Consider the following 15,086-nt stretch of genomic DNA (forward strand, 5'->3'; position numbering starts at 1 on the left):
TATTGCTATATAAAATGGAAGAAAAAATTTTTAAAACAAAAGAACAGATTAAAGAACGTATTGAATTTTGGTTTTGTAAATACTATAATAAAACCAAATCGCAATTTAATGGTTCAGAATTATTTACTTTTTTTGATGTAATAGAAAAAACAATACAAGAGAACATAATACTTTTAATCCAATTAAACGAAAATGAAATACCTATTTTAGTTCTAAAAACTAAAGACTCCTATATTATTAATACAACCGAAAGATTCATAAAAACAAACAAAATAACATCCGAATCCATCTATTATTCCAATTTTAAACATCACGAAGGTTTTGAAATAATGCATCAAAACAAAACAACCTTTTCTTTAGTAAAAAGTGTAAAAACAGAAGGCAATTTTGAAGCGTTTGGAATTAAAACACAAGAGGACACAACTGTCTATTGGACTATTCCAACAGGAAGCCCTGGCTTTGCATTTTGGAATATTACCAAAAAATGTAGCTTAATCGGCCGAAAATACACAACAGTAAAACAATAAAAATGAACACAAAACCAATTATAGACTATTTCTCCAAGATACTCCCCTTAAATGCAACAGAAAAGACAGTTGTTACTGCAAAATTTAAAGAACGAAAAATAAAACGCAGACAATTCATCCTTCAAGAAGGCGATGTTTGCAAAGTAAATACATTTGTTATAGAAGGCTGTTTCAGAATGTACATGGTAGATAAAAACGGAAAAGAACACAATTTACAATTTGCTATCGAGAATTGGTGGATTGGAGATATTGGAAGTTTCCATTCCGAAGAACCCAGTAAATTCTATATTGAAGCTCTTGAAAATTCAACTGTACTACAAATTCAAAAAGAAGATCAAATACGCCTGTTTATTGACTATCCTAAATTCAATCTCATTTTTAGAGTGTTCACAGAAAACGCACTAATCAGTTGTCAAAGACGAATCATACAAAATATTAGCTCCACCGCAGAAGAACGTTATCTTGACTTTGAAAAACGATACCCAAGTCTTTTCAACCGAATTTCTAATGTGCAAATTGCATCTTTTCTTGGTGTAACACCAGAGTTCCTTAGTACTATTCGCAAAAGAATTACACAATCTTAAACTACCTTAAGCGTTTTTCTTAAACTACCTTATAAGTAGGTTTCCTAGCCTCTTTGCATCTTTGTAATGAAATAAAAATAAACAAAGTAATGAAGAAATTATTCCTATTGCCTACAATCATTTTACTTGTAACAAGCTGCAAAAAAGAAAAAATAACAGAAACAAATACTATTATGGAAAAACAAGAAAAACTAGAAATTGAAAAGGTATTAATGAACTATAAAGAAACATTAAACACTTCAAATGCTGAGAAAGCGACTGCACTCTACACTAAAGACGGTATTTTTATGCCTTCTTCTGGACCATCTGCAATAGGCAAAGAACAAATTAAAGCATCCTATGATTTCGTTTTCTCTCAAATTCAATTAAATATTGAGTTTTATATTGAAGAAATAACCATCGAAAATAATTTTGCCTACGCAGTAACCAGTTCAAAAGGAGAAACACTAATTCATGCTACTAAAGCAACTCTTCCAGAAGAAAACAGAGAATTATTCATTTTTGAAAAAGAAAATGACAACTGGAAAATAGCCCGATACATGTTTAACAAAACAAAATAATATAAAATCAATTTTTAAGACCTCCTTATGCATTAGACTTTGTTATGGGAGAAATGTATGCAAAAAAGTTGCGAAGTACCGAAATTTTGAACCACAAATGTAACATTAACAACATTAAGGTCGTAAAACAGAGTACGAAAGCAACTACAAAGCAGTCCTTTTTCATAACAAAACTCTAATGCATAATTGAAATAAAAAAGAAAGAACAAAAACCAAAATATAAAAAAAGAACTTTCGTTTTTTATTTGAATTTAAAGTTATTTTTTTGTTTTTCAACACCACCTTTTTTATCATTATAAATGCATATTTTTACCGTTACACATTCACTCAGTAAAAATACCATTATAAAAAAATGACTTGCACTTTTTATTCTCATAAGATAGGCTTCAATGACCTTTTAGAAATAATAGAAAAAACAGTTCCAAATCCTGTAGTAGTAACCAAAAACGAGGACGACTATTTCATTGCAGAAATTTCATCGAAAGAAGGATTATTAAAAACATCTAAAAAAATTAAAATCTCCTACAGAGAAAGAAAAAATCCCTCTTTCCAACTACCTCAAACAAGCGATAGCGCGCTCACCGAAAACATTAAAGGAATGTATGGTTATGTCGATTCATTACCAACAAAAAATGAAACAATCAAAAACCTATTCCTTCAAAAAATAACAACACTCAATAGCGAATTTTCGATTGAGGAAATAAAAGGAATACTTCCAGAATTAAAATCGGTAATTGAACAATTAGCACTAGCATTTGATGCCATTCTTTTCGTGCAACCCAACACCATCATTAGTAAAGTCAAAACACAACATTTTTTAGACAAAAATCTAGAACTCCTTCTTGATCCAGAAGGAAATTGTGACATTGAAAAACTAGACGTATTCATAGAATCAAAATATTACGACACTCCAGAAAATGAAATTTCAACCAATCAAATAGATAGAAAAGAAAGGATAGAAACCATTTTAAAAGAAAGCAACATAAAAATTAACAAATATCTACCCTGCATCGAATCTGAAGAAGAAACCATCCTTCGCACACCAAAAGAAATTGCACAAAGAGTCTGCATTTTAGGTATTACCAATATGGTGGCGTTCAATGCAATTTCAGGACAAGAAGCTTTCGATTATATCAAAAAACACCAACTCGAAGAATGGGTCACTCCAAAAGAATTTGAATTTCTAGCAAACCCAACAGAAGAAAACAAAATGTATGAAACATGGAAATGTGAAGGCATATATACTCTAATGTGGGCTTTACATTATGTTGACGATCTTACTTTTCCAAATGTTTTGTGCGATTTAAACACTATTCCATACGAAAAATATCCTGTTGGACCCGATAAAAACCCTAACGATTTTATCAATAGCATAACTACTTCACGCACTAAAGAAGAAATACTAGACATGGCCGATTTGTATTATCGTTTAGACTGGGCATGTGTAGATGCTCGAATTAATCAAAGAAACATTGAAGAAGCAAACCCTAGTGTGGTCTATGAACGCCATTACACCTTAAATTGGTTAATTCATTACAGGAACCAAGATTGGGACGATGTTACTTGCGATACCTAAAAAAAGAACACCTATAAAGCTTTCCTACATTCCAAGTTCCCATCCTTGGAATGTTTGGTTTGAAAATGCGGTGATTCGATTTTCCTTTTGCACCTATTTTTTAAAGAAATGCGAACAGCTATTTCATAAAAAATGCATTGAGAAATTAAATACCAAAAACAAAACTTCACGATACTTTTTCAATTGAAGTAACGAAAAAAGAGCGTTTTATTTTGGCAACTTCAGATAACAAATTGCATCAATAAATCCAAAGAAAAAGCCGTCTAAAAAAATCAGACGGCTTTCCCAATAATCACAACCTTAATTATTCTTTAACAAATTTCGTAGAATTAGAATTTCCTTCAAAATCAACATAGTTGGCTATATATATTCCAGAATCTAATTTTTGAACATTAACTTCTGAAGTATTTGAAACATCTAATACTTCTTTCCCATCAATAGAGTAAACTTTAATATGCAATAGAGGTCTTGAAAATATTAAATTAGACTTCACAGGATTTTCAATAATAAAAGGCACTACACTTGCTTCTGCAAAATCATCAACAGCCAATCGGGCTGCACTTACAGCTGCTAACGAATTATACCAAACCCCATTTTTATACCAGCCTTCCGAACTTCGTGTCAAATCTGTAGTCTGTAAACCAGTTCCACTATTAAAAACAATATTCGCAGAAGAACATGAAGGGAAAGTATATTTATACCAGCCCCCCGATTCAGCAATCATATCTACCCCTGGCCATGCAGGAGTTGTAGCGCAATTTGCGGGTGACGTATTCCAAAAATAAATTTTCGCAGCTGTGTAATTAGATGGTTTAAAGAAATGAACCGTAAACCCAGTTGAAGATGCTAAAGGGTTGGTGTCGTACCATTCATTATTATAGTAGTAACCCGTTTTATTTCTTGATAAATCTATTGTTTTATTCACACCACCATCATTAAAAATTAAGTTTGTAGCAGCGGTGTTATTAAATGTAAATTTAAACCATTGTCCATCAACAGTCATGTTAACACCAGGCCATGTTACCGCAGGCATAGCAGTTGATGGAATAGTATTCCAATAATAAATTTTAGTTGCAGAAGCCCAACCAGCAGGTTTTTTAAAATATACAGTAAAACTTGACGTTGGTGGTGGAGGCGTTGTACTTTTTTCCCAAACAGCCCAATCCGTTCCTGAAGCTGCAACAACCCAACCTGACCCTGAAGGTGACCATGATCCTGAACCAATTTTCATAGCTATTTTATTATCAATAATTGACGCATATAAATTTTGTTGTGCAGCAACAATACTCAAAGAACTATTACTTTTAATTTCATTTCTTTTACGAATTGTAATTAAAGATTTAATAGTACTATTAAGTTGAGCTCCATAATCGAACATATGATCCCAAAAAACCATCGGAACTCCAGGATGCGTTAAAATATAAGCATAACCCTTCTCTAAATGCTGACTTGGAAACACCCAGTAACCTTGGTTGGGAGTTGGTCCAGTATCATGATTGTCCAACATGGTTACTGCTTTATTTGCCCACCAACCAATTAAACCAGAAGCTTTTCCATTATTATCTCTTAAATAGCTTAAATTATTGTCGTTAAACGCATTTTGCAAAGCACTTTTTGTTGCAAAATCAAAAGCACTCGAATTTGCATCTGCACTACCATCTTTTGTTAAATCTAACCAATTTGCTATTCGTTGTCTGTCTCCTTCTAATATTTCCCCAACAGAAAAATAGGGATTAGTTGCACTATTGTATTCTTTTATATATTTAGGATCATAGCCATGAACAAAATCATATCTCCAACCGTCAAAACCAATAGTATTCTTTAACCAGTTCATCCAGTCTTTAATACCATTTCTTACCGCCACATTAGTATGATCTAAATCTCTTCCAGCACCAAAACCGCCACTTTCACCTTGGCTTTTCAACCCAAAAGCTACTGGATTAAAATCTGGAGCTCCTGTTCCACAATTACAATCATCATTGTTCACTATCGAATAACGTTGATTAGGAGTATCCCATGAAGGAGTGGAAAAATCATAGAAACCAGTTGTACCACCTCTGTGATTTATTACAATATCTGCTAAAACCTTTATATTCTTAGAATGTAAATTGGATATTAAACTCGTTAATTGAGTTTGTGTTCCATACTTACTATTCAAATCATACCATACTGTAGGTATATATCCAGGATTATCAGCAGTTCGACTTGGCGGTGGTAGCCAAATTGCATCAATCCCTGCATTTTGCAGTTCGGTTGCTTTTGCATTTACTACATTATACCAACCACTTGTGTTTTTCCAAGAAACCCAATTAAATCCTTGAATCATTACATCTGTACTTTGTGAAAAAGATAAAGATGAAAGCAATAGTAATGCGAAGAAAAAGCGCTTTAAAACATTTTTTTTCATGTTAATTTGTTTAAGATTTACATAAAATTAAATACAATTTTTTAAACAAACATCAATTTTTAACCAATAACATTACGATATTATCAACTGTAACGTTGTAGTTTGATAACTTTTTAATTTTTCCTTAATCGATTTATTTTTTTAGGCCAAAATACCAACTTTAAAGTCTCTTATATTAACTTTTGAATATTTAACAACAACTTTTAGACATTCAATATCAATATTTAGGATATTTAATATCATTTTTTGGGTATTTAATATTACTTTTTAGGTATTTAATATTACTTTTTGGATATTTAATATCACTTTTTGAGTATTTAATATCACTTTTTGGGTATTTAATATCACTTTTTGAGTATTTAATATCACTTTTTGGATATTTAATATCACTTTTTTGGTATTTAATATCACTTTTTGAGTATTTAATATCACTTTTTGGGTATTTAATATCACTTTTTGGGTATTTAATATTACTTTTTGGATATTTAATATCACTTTTTGGGTATTTCATTAAACACCGAGACTGTCCAAAAAACTCTGAAAACACCTAAAAACATCCTATACACTAGTATCAAAACAGAAGACACATTAATAGTACTAACCTCAAAACAGTAACAAAAGCAATTATAAAGTTTCATGTTCTGGATAGCTTTTTAATGTAAAACTGAGCTTATTGCACTGGCAAACTCTTTAAAAAAATTGGCATAGAAAAAATAAAATAGTACTTTTGTTGTCACAAATAGGAAATGGTGTGCTTCCTAAACCAACCGCCCTGAAAAAGCTGATGACACCTGATTAAATATTTATTTTTCACAATTTTAATCAGGAAAATGATGTCCCAGAATTACACACCTAGAAATACAAATCCAAAAACACAAAAGCAGTTCCAATTATTTTTCAAACAGTTTCCATCATTGCCCTATATTGCAAAATGGTTGCTCATTAGTAGTCTCATCAGTATTTGTATTGGTTCTGCAGCTGCCGGATTTCTCATCTCCTTAGACTGGGTGACCAACTATAGAGAAAACCACCTTTGGATTATTGCATTGCTTCCCATTTGTGGATTATTCATTGGTTATTTATACCATTATTTAGGAAAAGATGTTGAAGCAGGTAATAATTTACTCATTGACACTATTCATGACCCTAAAAAAATAAAAATTCCCTTCAAAATGGCTCCCTTGGTCTATATTGGAACCATTGCCACACACCTATTTGGAGGTTCTGCTGGTCGAGAAGGAACAGCTTTACAAATGGCAGGTGCTATAGCCGACCAATTTACTAAACCCTTTAAACTAAATAATGAAGAACGAAAAATAGTACTCATTGCTGCTATTGCAGCTGGTTTTGGTGCAGTCTTTGGAACACCATTAGCAGGTGCCCTTTTCGGATTAGAAGTATTCCTTATTGGGAAACTTCGTTACAACGCCCTCTTTCCTGCATTTACATCGGCCATCATCGCCGATTTAGTGACCGATTTTTGGCAAGCCGAACACACCCATTATCATATTGATAGCATTCCTACACTTTCTATCGCAACACTATTATATAGTATTCTAGCAGGAATAGCCTTCGGACTTTGTGCGGCTTCATTTAGCAAAATAATGCATGCCATCACTCGTTTTTTCAAAACCAAAATTAGTTATGCCCCTTTGCGACCTTTCATAGGAGGCTGCATCGTTGCATTAGCAGTGTTACTCATGGGGACAACAAGATATATTGGATTGGGTGTACCCGTTATTGTAGAAGCCTTTGATCACACTTTACCCCTGCATGATTTTGCCTTAAAAATGGCATTCACCATACTCACGCTTTCTGCTGGTTTCAAAGGAGGCGAAGTGACTCCGTTATTCTTCATAGGAGCCACATTGGGTAGTGCTCTATCCTTATTTATACCCTTACCCACTGCGCTATTAGCAGGAATGGGATTTGTTGCTGTTTTTGCAGGGGCTACTAACACTCCATTGGCTTGCATCGTCATGGCAATAGAACTTTTTGGTGCAGCATGTGGTATTTATGTCGCTATTGCTTGTATTGTTGCCTATTTACTTTCCGGACATACTAGCATCTATACTGCACAAATTATTGGCAAAGCCAAACATTCCGATTTTAATGAGGAAGAAGGAAAATCAATCAAAGATGTGAAATAATACTGTGTTATAATGAAAAAGAACTTCTTGTTATTTGCTTTCATCATCTTGCTATTTTCATGCAAGAAAACAGCATCTACCTCTATTGAAACAACAAAAAACACAAAAGAAAAAAATATTCCAAAAAAAGAAGACAGCCAATTATTTGATTATAAAAAATTCACCATTTCTAAAGGAAGCATGGGAACATTAAAAATTGGCATGACTTGTCTTGAAGCAGACAAAATACTTTCTAAACTAACAAAAAAAGAAATAGATCCCTTTAATTTTGGCTTCGATGGTGGAGGAAAAGCATACATCTATTATTTTGAAAAAGAACCTATCCTATCATTAATCCCAAGATTCGAGACCGATACTATTTTTGCAATTATTGCCCTTTCAAAAGAAATAACCACAAAAAATGGCCTACGACCGAATGCCACTGTTGCTGAAATCCTTCAAAAAAACCCAAAACTGAGTGTGAATTATAATCCAATGATGGATTGGGAATATATGACCGATGAAAACAATAATTGGGATTTTATTTTTGCTACAGATACAAACCATCAAATAGGAAATTATACTGCTATTGAAGAACCTACAAAACCAATTCGGTTAGAAATAAAATCAGAATGGATAACAATCCAATAAGACAACAATAGGAAACAGCTAAAATTTTACAGAATGGTCTATTTTTCTTGATGGCTACAACAACAAGTTGTAAATTAATTCGTATTTTTAACCTAAAAAAATGAAGGTTAAAACAGAAATTGCACCCGAAACTAAACTTATTAAAGAAGCGCTTCCAAAAATAGACTTTACAGATACCTTTTCTACAACCAATCATCAAGATACTTTAGAAACCATAACACACCTCATCTTTGGCAAAGAGCCAAAATGGGTAACATTGCTTTTTAAAATAAGAAATGCCATTGTGAAACTGTTTGGTTTAAAAACAGAAATGCCCAAAGATGCAAACACCCAATTTAAAGTAGGCAGCTATATTGGTTTCTTTCAAATATATAACATCATAGAAAATGAAGTACTATTAGGAGCAGACGATAGCCATTTAAAATTTAGAGTCAGCATTCTCAATTCTCAAGAAAAAGACTTCAATATAAAAGTAACCACACTCGTGCAATACAACAATACGTTTGGCAAAATATACATGACCATTATAAAGCCCTTTCATTGTTTAGTAGTTAAATCGATGATAAAGAACGCCCATAAAAGTAATTGATAGCAGCATGAAAGTAGTAAACATCCACCAACGAATCATTAATGCGCCCATCAATACCATTAGCGAATGCCTGCAAACATTAGCCTCTGAAAACGATGTTATTTGGCCCAAAGAAAAATGGCCCGCAATACAATTTAAAGAAGGACTTAAAGTTGGTTCTAAAGGAGGGCATGGTCCAATACGATATACCATTGAAGTCTATGAACCAAATGAAAGGATTCAATTTCGTTTTTCTAGACCTAAAGGTTTTGAAGGCATTCATTATTTCGAAATTATTCCACTTAACACATCACAAACAACCATTAAACACACCATCGATATGACGGTAAAAGGTAAAGGAATATTGCTTTGGTATTGTTCCATTCTGCACCTTCATAACGCACTCATAGAAGATGCGTTCGACAAGGTAGAAAACCAATTCGGCAGTGTTAAACATCCTGCAAAATGGACTATTTGGGTAAGAGTACTTCGAAAGTTACTTTCCTAGAAAAGTGTTCCCAATGTGCGCATTGTTATATTACAGTAAATTCAAATCAGAACTGGTATTATTCCAAATACTTTTCTAAATTGCAAAAGTTTCTCAACAAATACAAATAACTTCATATAATCCAAACAAATAATAAATTATAAAATGAAGAATGAATTATTATTAATCCCTGACAAAGCGGATATGGAAAGAGATGCCATAGCTGAAACATGGAGAAATAATGATGGAGAAGTCTTAAGAATTGGAAAATTTTGGGAACGTCCAAATATAAAAACACAAAGAATAACAATCTATGGCAATGATACCTTTAGTCTTGTTTTAGCGCAAGTATTAAACGTTAAACTAATTCAACCCAAAGACGAAATAATAAGTCAAATAGATATTAAATGGACAAAACGAAAAATAGAAATAGTGGAAATATCAGCAGTCCAACCTGCCTATTTTCCAACATTTATTAAGCCTGTAAAACCAAAAACATTCAAAGCAAAAGTTTATAATGAGTATGATGAATTTCTAAAAGAAACAGAAGGCATACTTCCAAAAGAACAAATTATACACTCAAATATCATCCCGATTAATGCTGAAGCAAGAGCCTTTATTCTCAATAATAAAATATTAGATATTGCGCTATATGAAGGAACAGCGAAACTAACCGAAGCGAAACAGTTCTTAAATGAATTTCTAGCAAATTCCAAAAAAAATCTACCTAAAAGCTATGTTGTAGATTTAGGACACAACAAACAAGACGATTGGTTTTTACTAGAATTCAACTCAAGTTGGGGTGCTGGTTTAAATTCCTGCAATCCAAACAAAGTAATTAAAGGAATACGAGAAGCAACTATAAATAAATAACAAATAATAAATTATAAAATGAAAATAATAGACCTTTCAAAACCCATTCAATACAACAAAACAGATCCTTGGTTCATGAAAGTAAAAATAAAACACAAACCCCATCGAAAAGCGAAATGGCTTATTCGTGTTTTAGGACTTCCTTTCAAACTATTTCCAAAAGGATTTGAAGGCTGGGCAGACGACACTATTCAAAAAATGGGCGTACATGCCACCACACATATCGATGCTCCTTGGCACTACTCACCTACTACCAATGGAGAAAAATCGAAAACTATAGATGAAATTCCACTCGATTGGTGCTATGGTGAAGGTATTGTAATCGACATGAAGCACAAAGCCGATTTCGACCCTATTACTATTGCAGATATTGAAAAGTTCCTGTCCGAAAACCAACTTACTATTAAACCAAATATGATTGTACTCATCAAAACAGGAAGAGATCAGTTTAATGGTACTAAAAACTTTCATGAAATTGGCACAGGAATGAGTGCTGCTGCAACCGAATGGCTCATTGATAAAGGCATAAAAGTAATGGGTATCGATTCTTGGGGTTGGGATTTACCACTTCACTATCTCATGAAAAAAGCTAAAGAAACAAACAATCCTGAATTGTTTTGGGAAGCCCATCTTGTTGGAAGCAAAAAAGAATACTGCCACATGGAGCAATTAGTAAACCTAGATGCGTTGCCCTATACAGGGTTCAAAATTGCCGTTTTCCCTTTAAAAATTGTAGGAGCATCTGCCGCACCAGCGCGAGTAGTAGCCATGATGGAATAAAAAAGCACAAATCACGTTAAGTAGACAAATAGCTACAAATGATAAAGAAAATAATAGACCTACTATTCTTTCCAGCAAAAGAAAGAAATCCGAATTCTAGAACAGATAGAACAGCACAGATAGAATCGTCAAACGCAAAACAAACCAATATCTATGAATCTAGAAAAGGTGAAATTATCCCCATCGCCCTACCCAATCTAGGAAGTCCAGAACCCTTTATCGTAACACGATTTTATCACAAACCAGGTGACGTTGTTACAACTGGTGCTGTTTTATGCTCCATTGAAAATGAAGAAATTACCATTGAAATGGAGAGTTATTTTTATGGCAAAATAATAACTACTTGTGCATTGAACGAAAAACTAACAACAGGAGCAGAGATTTTAAAAATTGAAGTACTATAGAAGCTCTTTAACCCAAATTAAGCATTAGAATCTATCATTTAACATCATGAAACTATAAATGAACAAAAAAAACTTTCTATACATCATCTTCCTTTTTCCAATAGTAAGCTTCGGACAAACTGAAATGCACAAAGAAAAGTTTCGCGCATTAGAACCCGATATTTGGTTAGGCATTTGGGACAAAGAAAACTCCAATCCTTCCATTGTAATAGATACATTAAGCTATGACGACATACCCAAAGCAATCGATTTTAGAGGAACAGTTGTAGAAGCCTTAAAATGGAAAGACAAACAAGGAGAAAACATACTTATTCTAACTGTAACAGGACATTTTAATTGGAAAGACTATGAAGAAAATTCAACCGATTATATGATTCAAGATAAATCAGAATTGTATGCTTACCTATTTCAAAAAGGAGAAAATGAAAACGAATACCAAAGAAAATGGAAAATTTATGACTTCACCGAATGTTTTGGAGTCGATTGGTTTACTGGTTTCATACCCAAAGCAACCACAATAACCGATTTGAATAAAGATGGAATCGCTGAAATAACAATTCCCTATGTGTTAATTTGTAGAGGCGGAATGGATCCAGGCACAATGAAAATAATCATGTATGAAGGAAACACAAAATATGCATTAAGAGGAGAAACCAAACTCATGTGCAAGAGTAAAAATCCCTACGGAGGAACATATACTGAAAGTGACAATTTAAAAGACAACACTATTTTTAAAAATTTCTTACTAAGACATTGGAATCGTAATACATGCGAAGACGAGAAGTATTATTAAAAAACGCATTTTTTTCAAAACAATATGACAGCAAAAATAATACTACAAAAATATCTAGAATATACCGTTAATTGGGGAGACTCTGTTAAAATCAAGCACCTCAAAAACAAATCAGGTTTTTATAATTATTTTCAATAATCATACAATTATTTTGCATAAAAGATAACTATTAATGCTTCTTTTTCTATATTTACAGCGTTTTGCCACAAGAAAAGATTGTATAAAATTGTAGGTTGCTTTACATAGCAAACAAATACTACAAGAAGAGTTACTTCGGTATTTTCTAGGTTCTATTCTTTAAACAAAATATAGCATGTCCCAACTATTAACCTGTTTAAACATAATCAAAAATTAATGAACGCAAGAAGTATTCAAAATTTTTCAAAGCTAAAGCCTAGCCTGTTGTTATTGCCCTTGTTTTTGCTAGCCCTCATTTTTCTATTTCTTTACAAAAAAAATGCACTCTGTGCCATTTCCTATATCGAAATTCAGAAAGATGCTTTCTATTATTTAAATGGAAAACTATCCCAATTTCCCCAGCTTCAGTTAAACCTCACCCAGTTTGGAGATGCATTTATCGGTTTATCGTTACTCTCCATTTTCTTCCTATATGCACCAAGATTATGGGAAACTTTACTTTCGGCATCTATAGTATCTGCCCTAATTTGTTTGATATTAAAACCGCTATTTTGTGTGCCAAGACCCGCAGCTGTTTTTGACAGAACTTCTTTTGCCATTATTGGCAGGGTGCATCCTGGAAAAAAAAGTAGCCTTCCTTCTGGACATTCGGTAACTGTTTTTACAATTATTATTGTCATAATGTTTGCCTTTATGCCTAAAAAAACAATACACAAAATACTTTGGTGTTTGTCACTAATTGCATTTGGATATATTGTTGCTTTTTCTAGAGTCGCCATTGGAGCTCATTTTATACTGGATGTCATTATTGGTAGTATTCTTGGCTTTATTGCCGCCATATTAGGCATCTTTATTAGTCGAAAATATGAAATTTGGAGATGGATAACCAACAAAAAATACTATCCTTTTTTCATTTTGCTGTTCCTTGCTGGTGTTGTAATCGTAACATTCAAAATAGCTACTCAAAATTTAGCCATCTATTATTTTGTTCTCCTTAGCCTGATCTTTTCACTCTATAATATTATAATGCACTATGCTAAAAAATAATTTAAAAATAACTCATTTCGTACTACTACTGAGTGTCGCGAATTTTTTATTCTTTCATCTTCCATTCTATAATTTTGTGTTTGAGAATGTAGCCTATAAAAGCTTCAATGGTGTATTGCTTATTAGTAGTTTAGTGGTACTAATGTTGGTACTAAACGCTTTTGTTTTTTACCTCTTCTACTTTCTATCCAACTATGTAGGCAAATTGCTATTGGTATTTTTCTTTATTGGCAACGCTATAGCGCTCTATTTTGTGAACACCTATAGTGTGATTATAGATGAAAGCATGATTGGCAATGTGTTTAACACCAACTATGAAGAATCGAGTAGTTTTTTCTCTTTTAAATTGGTTTTATATGTAGTACTACTAGGCATAATTCCAAGTATATTGATCATTAAAGCCAAAATAATCAAAGTAACTTTAAAAAAATTCCTAACCACCTCAGCCCTAATTTTAACCTTTGTGGGTGTTCTAGTATTTGCCAACGCAAGCAATTGGCTTTGGATAGACAAAAACTCTAAAACTTTAGGCGGACTTGCCATGCCTTGGTCCTATGCTGTTAACACACCACTCTATTTCATTCATAAAAACAAAAAGAACGAAAAAGAAATCCTTTTACCCAATGCCGTTATTAAAGACAACAAAAAATCGGTTGTTGTTTTAGTCATTGGAGAATCTGCCCGAAGTCAGAATTTCTCTTTATATGGTTATGAAAAAAACACCAATCCGCTACTATCCCAAACAAGCAACCTCTATCATTTTAACGCCACTTCTTGTGCTACCTATACAACTGCGGGAGTAAAATGCATTTTGGAACACGAAAACACAGGCGATTTATATGAAATTTTACCCAATTATTTGTACCGAAACAATGTAGATGTCATTTGGAAAACCACCAACTGGGGAGAACCTCCCGTGCATATTAAAGAGTTTCTAGACAAAAAAACATTAACCGCTAATTGCGAAGGTGCACATTGCCAATATGATGAAATTCTTTTAGCTGGACTTAAAGAACGTATTCTTGCCAGCACAAAAGACAAAATACTCATTGTGCTGCACACCAGTACTAGTCATGGCCCAACCTATAGCCAAAAATACCCACCACAATTTGAAACATTCAAACCCGTTTGCAATAGTGTTGAATTAGGCAACTGTTCGCACCAAGAACTCATCAATGCCTATGATAATACTATTGTTTACACCGATTATATCCTACACCGTGTTATTGAAAATCTAAAAGAACTAACCGACTTTAATAGTACCATGCTTTTTGTGTCGGATCATGGAGAATCTTTAGGCGAAAAAAACCTATACATGCACGGTCTCCCCATGAGTATTGCTCCAAAAGAACAATATGATATTCCTTTTATTGTTTGGGTTTCTAATAACTCAAAACAACTAAAACCGAATGAAAGCGTAACACAAAACCACGTTTTTCATAGTGTCTTAAACTTTTTAGCTATTGAAAGCCCTGTGTATAAAGAAGAAATGAATATTTATAAATAAAAACACAACAACCAAAAGCCAATAAATAATGGGGCTGTCCGAAAAGGACAGCTTT

At 33.0% G+C, this 15,086-nt stretch carries 16 protein-coding genes and 1 riboswitch; of the genes, 14 read left to right on the forward strand and 2 right to left on the reverse strand.

Annotation, left to right across the window (positions count from 1 at the left end; translation table 11 throughout):
* The first annotated feature begins 14 nt into the window (after window positions 1-14).
* The 4 genes from ACZ49Z_RS00465 (at window position 15) to ACZ49Z_RS00480 (ending at window position 3,247) form a co-directional block, all read left to right on the forward strand.
* Complete coding sequence (locus tag ACZ49Z_RS00465) at window positions 15-527, forward strand: hypothetical protein (RefSeq protein ID WP_464306247.1); 513 nt, start codon at window positions 15-17, stop codon at window positions 525-527.
* 2 nt (window positions 528-529) lie between these two features.
* Complete coding sequence (locus ACZ49Z_RS00470; protein WP_464306248.1) at window positions 530-1,111, forward strand: Crp/Fnr family transcriptional regulator; 582 nt, start codon at window positions 530-532, stop codon at window positions 1,109-1,111.
* A gap of 89 nt (window positions 1,112-1,200) precedes the next feature.
* Window positions 1,201-1,671 (forward strand): YybH family protein, encoded by a 471-nt coding sequence (locus ACZ49Z_RS00475; RefSeq protein WP_464306249.1) that lies wholly within the window; start codon window positions 1,201-1,203, stop codon window positions 1,669-1,671.
* Window positions 1,672-2,023: 352 nt separating this feature from the next.
* On the forward strand, window positions 2,024-3,247 hold the full coding sequence (locus ACZ49Z_RS00480; protein WP_464306250.1) for a DUF4272 domain-containing protein: 1,224 nt from the start codon (window positions 2,024-2,026) through the stop codon (window positions 3,245-3,247).
* Window positions 3,248-3,551: 304 nt separating this feature from the next.
* Here ACZ49Z_RS00480 and ACZ49Z_RS00485 read toward each other — a convergent pair whose 3' ends face one another.
* Window positions 3,552-5,654, reverse strand: coding sequence for a starch-binding protein (locus ACZ49Z_RS00485; RefSeq protein WP_464306251.1), 2,103 nt, complete (start codon window positions 5,652-5,654; stop codon window positions 3,552-3,554).
* Window positions 5,655-5,871: 217 nt separating this feature from the next.
* Window positions 5,872-6,165, reverse strand: a complete 294-nt coding sequence (locus ACZ49Z_RS00490; RefSeq protein ID WP_464306252.1) for a hypothetical protein — start codon at window positions 6,163-6,165, stop codon at window positions 5,872-5,874.
* A gap of 222 nt (window positions 6,166-6,387) precedes the next feature.
* A riboswitch (Fluoride riboswitch) is annotated at window positions 6,388-6,455 on the forward strand.
* Between the two features lie 32 nt (window positions 6,456-6,487).
* Here ACZ49Z_RS00490 and ACZ49Z_RS00495 point away from each other — a divergent pair.
* The 10 genes from ACZ49Z_RS00495 (at window position 6,488) to eptA (ending at window position 15,031) form a co-directional block, all read left to right on the forward strand.
* A complete protein-coding gene (locus tag ACZ49Z_RS00495) occupies window positions 6,488-7,804 on the forward strand; it encodes a voltage-gated chloride channel family protein (RefSeq protein ID WP_464308087.1) in 1,317 nt (438 codons plus the stop codon).
* Window positions 7,805-7,816: 12 nt separating this feature from the next.
* Window positions 7,817-8,434, forward strand: coding sequence for a hypothetical protein (locus tag ACZ49Z_RS00500; RefSeq protein WP_464306253.1), 618 nt, complete (start codon window positions 7,817-7,819; stop codon window positions 8,432-8,434).
* A gap of 100 nt (window positions 8,435-8,534) precedes the next feature.
* Window positions 8,535-9,023, forward strand: a complete 489-nt coding sequence (locus tag ACZ49Z_RS00505; RefSeq protein WP_464306254.1) for a DUF2867 domain-containing protein — start codon at window positions 8,535-8,537, stop codon at window positions 9,021-9,023.
* A gap of 7 nt (window positions 9,024-9,030) precedes the next feature.
* Entirely contained in the window at window positions 9,031-9,510 is a 480-nt protein-coding gene (locus tag ACZ49Z_RS00510) for an SRPBCC family protein (protein WP_464306255.1), read from the forward strand.
* 144 nt (window positions 9,511-9,654) lie between these two features.
* Window positions 9,655-10,362, forward strand: coding sequence for an ATP-grasp domain-containing protein (locus ACZ49Z_RS00515; RefSeq protein WP_464306256.1), 708 nt, complete (start codon window positions 9,655-9,657; stop codon window positions 10,360-10,362).
* An 18-nt stretch (window positions 10,363-10,380) separates the two neighbouring features.
* A complete protein-coding gene (locus tag ACZ49Z_RS00520) occupies window positions 10,381-11,142 on the forward strand; it encodes a cyclase family protein (protein WP_464306257.1) in 762 nt (253 codons plus the stop codon).
* A 38-nt stretch (window positions 11,143-11,180) separates the two neighbouring features.
* Window positions 11,181-11,546 carry a biotin/lipoyl-containing protein gene (locus ACZ49Z_RS00525; RefSeq protein ID WP_464306258.1) on the forward strand — a complete coding sequence of 122 codons (366 nt, stop codon included), beginning with the start codon at window positions 11,181-11,183 and terminating at the stop codon, window positions 11,544-11,546.
* Between the two features lie 58 nt (window positions 11,547-11,604).
* Window positions 11,605-12,339 carry a M949_RS01915 family surface polysaccharide biosynthesis protein gene (locus ACZ49Z_RS00530; RefSeq protein WP_464306259.1) on the forward strand — a complete coding sequence of 245 codons (735 nt, stop codon included), beginning with the start codon at window positions 11,605-11,607 and terminating at the stop codon, window positions 12,337-12,339.
* Between the two features lie 354 nt (window positions 12,340-12,693).
* Window positions 12,694-13,524: a phosphatase PAP2 family protein gene (locus ACZ49Z_RS00535; RefSeq protein WP_464306260.1), complete on the forward strand. Its 831-nt coding sequence runs from the start codon at window positions 12,694-12,696 to the stop codon at window positions 13,522-13,524.
* Entirely contained in the window at window positions 13,511-15,031 is a 1,521-nt protein-coding gene (gene eptA / locus ACZ49Z_RS00540) for a phosphoethanolamine--lipid A transferase EptA (protein ID WP_464306261.1), read from the forward strand. The genes ACZ49Z_RS00535 and eptA overlap by 14 nt, the downstream gene beginning before the upstream one ends.
* Window positions 15,032-15,086: the final 55 nt, after the last annotated feature.

The sequence above is a fragment of the Flavobacterium sp. KY-23415 genome (genome assembly GCF_055384985.1).

Coding starts and splice junctions, on each gene's coding strand:
- ACZ49Z_RS00515 (WP_464306256.1), top strand. CDS start 9,655: ATGAAGAATGAATTATTATTAATCCCTGACAAAGCGGATATGGAAAGA.
- ACZ49Z_RS00525 (WP_464306258.1), top strand. CDS start 11,181: ATGATAAAGAAAATAATAGACCTACTATTCTTTCCAGCAAAAGAAAGA.
- ACZ49Z_RS00495 (WP_464308087.1), top strand. CDS start 6,488: ATGTCCCAGAATTACACACCTAGAAATACAAATCCAAAAACACAAAAG.
- ACZ49Z_RS00490 (WP_464306252.1), bottom strand. CDS start 6,165: ATGAAATACCCAAAAAGTGATATTAAATATCCAAAAAGTAATATTAAA.
- ACZ49Z_RS00480 (WP_464306250.1), top strand. CDS start 2,024: ATGACTTGCACTTTTTATTCTCATAAGATAGGCTTCAATGACCTTTTA.
- ACZ49Z_RS00510 (WP_464306255.1), top strand. CDS start 9,031: ATGAAAGTAGTAAACATCCACCAACGAATCATTAATGCGCCCATCAAT.
- ACZ49Z_RS00530 (WP_464306259.1), top strand. CDS start 11,605: ATGAACAAAAAAAACTTTCTATACATCATCTTCCTTTTTCCAATAGTA.
- eptA (WP_464306261.1), top strand. CDS start 13,511: ATGCTAAAAAATAATTTAAAAATAACTCATTTCGTACTACTACTGAGT.
- ACZ49Z_RS00470 (WP_464306248.1), top strand. CDS start 530: ATGAACACAAAACCAATTATAGACTATTTCTCCAAGATACTCCCCTTA.
- ACZ49Z_RS00500 (WP_464306253.1), top strand. CDS start 7,817: ATGAAAAAGAACTTCTTGTTATTTGCTTTCATCATCTTGCTATTTTCA.
- ACZ49Z_RS00520 (WP_464306257.1), top strand. CDS start 10,381: ATGAAAATAATAGACCTTTCAAAACCCATTCAATACAACAAAACAGAT.
- ACZ49Z_RS00475 (WP_464306249.1), top strand. CDS start 1,201: ATGAAGAAATTATTCCTATTGCCTACAATCATTTTACTTGTAACAAGC.
- ACZ49Z_RS00535 (WP_464306260.1), top strand. CDS start 12,694: ATGAACGCAAGAAGTATTCAAAATTTTTCAAAGCTAAAGCCTAGCCTG.
- ACZ49Z_RS00505 (WP_464306254.1), top strand. CDS start 8,535: ATGAAGGTTAAAACAGAAATTGCACCCGAAACTAAACTTATTAAAGAA.
- ACZ49Z_RS00465 (WP_464306247.1), top strand. CDS start 15: ATGGAAGAAAAAATTTTTAAAACAAAAGAACAGATTAAAGAACGTATT.
- ACZ49Z_RS00485 (WP_464306251.1), bottom strand. CDS start 5,654: ATGAAAAAAAATGTTTTAAAGCGCTTTTTCTTCGCATTACTATTGCTT.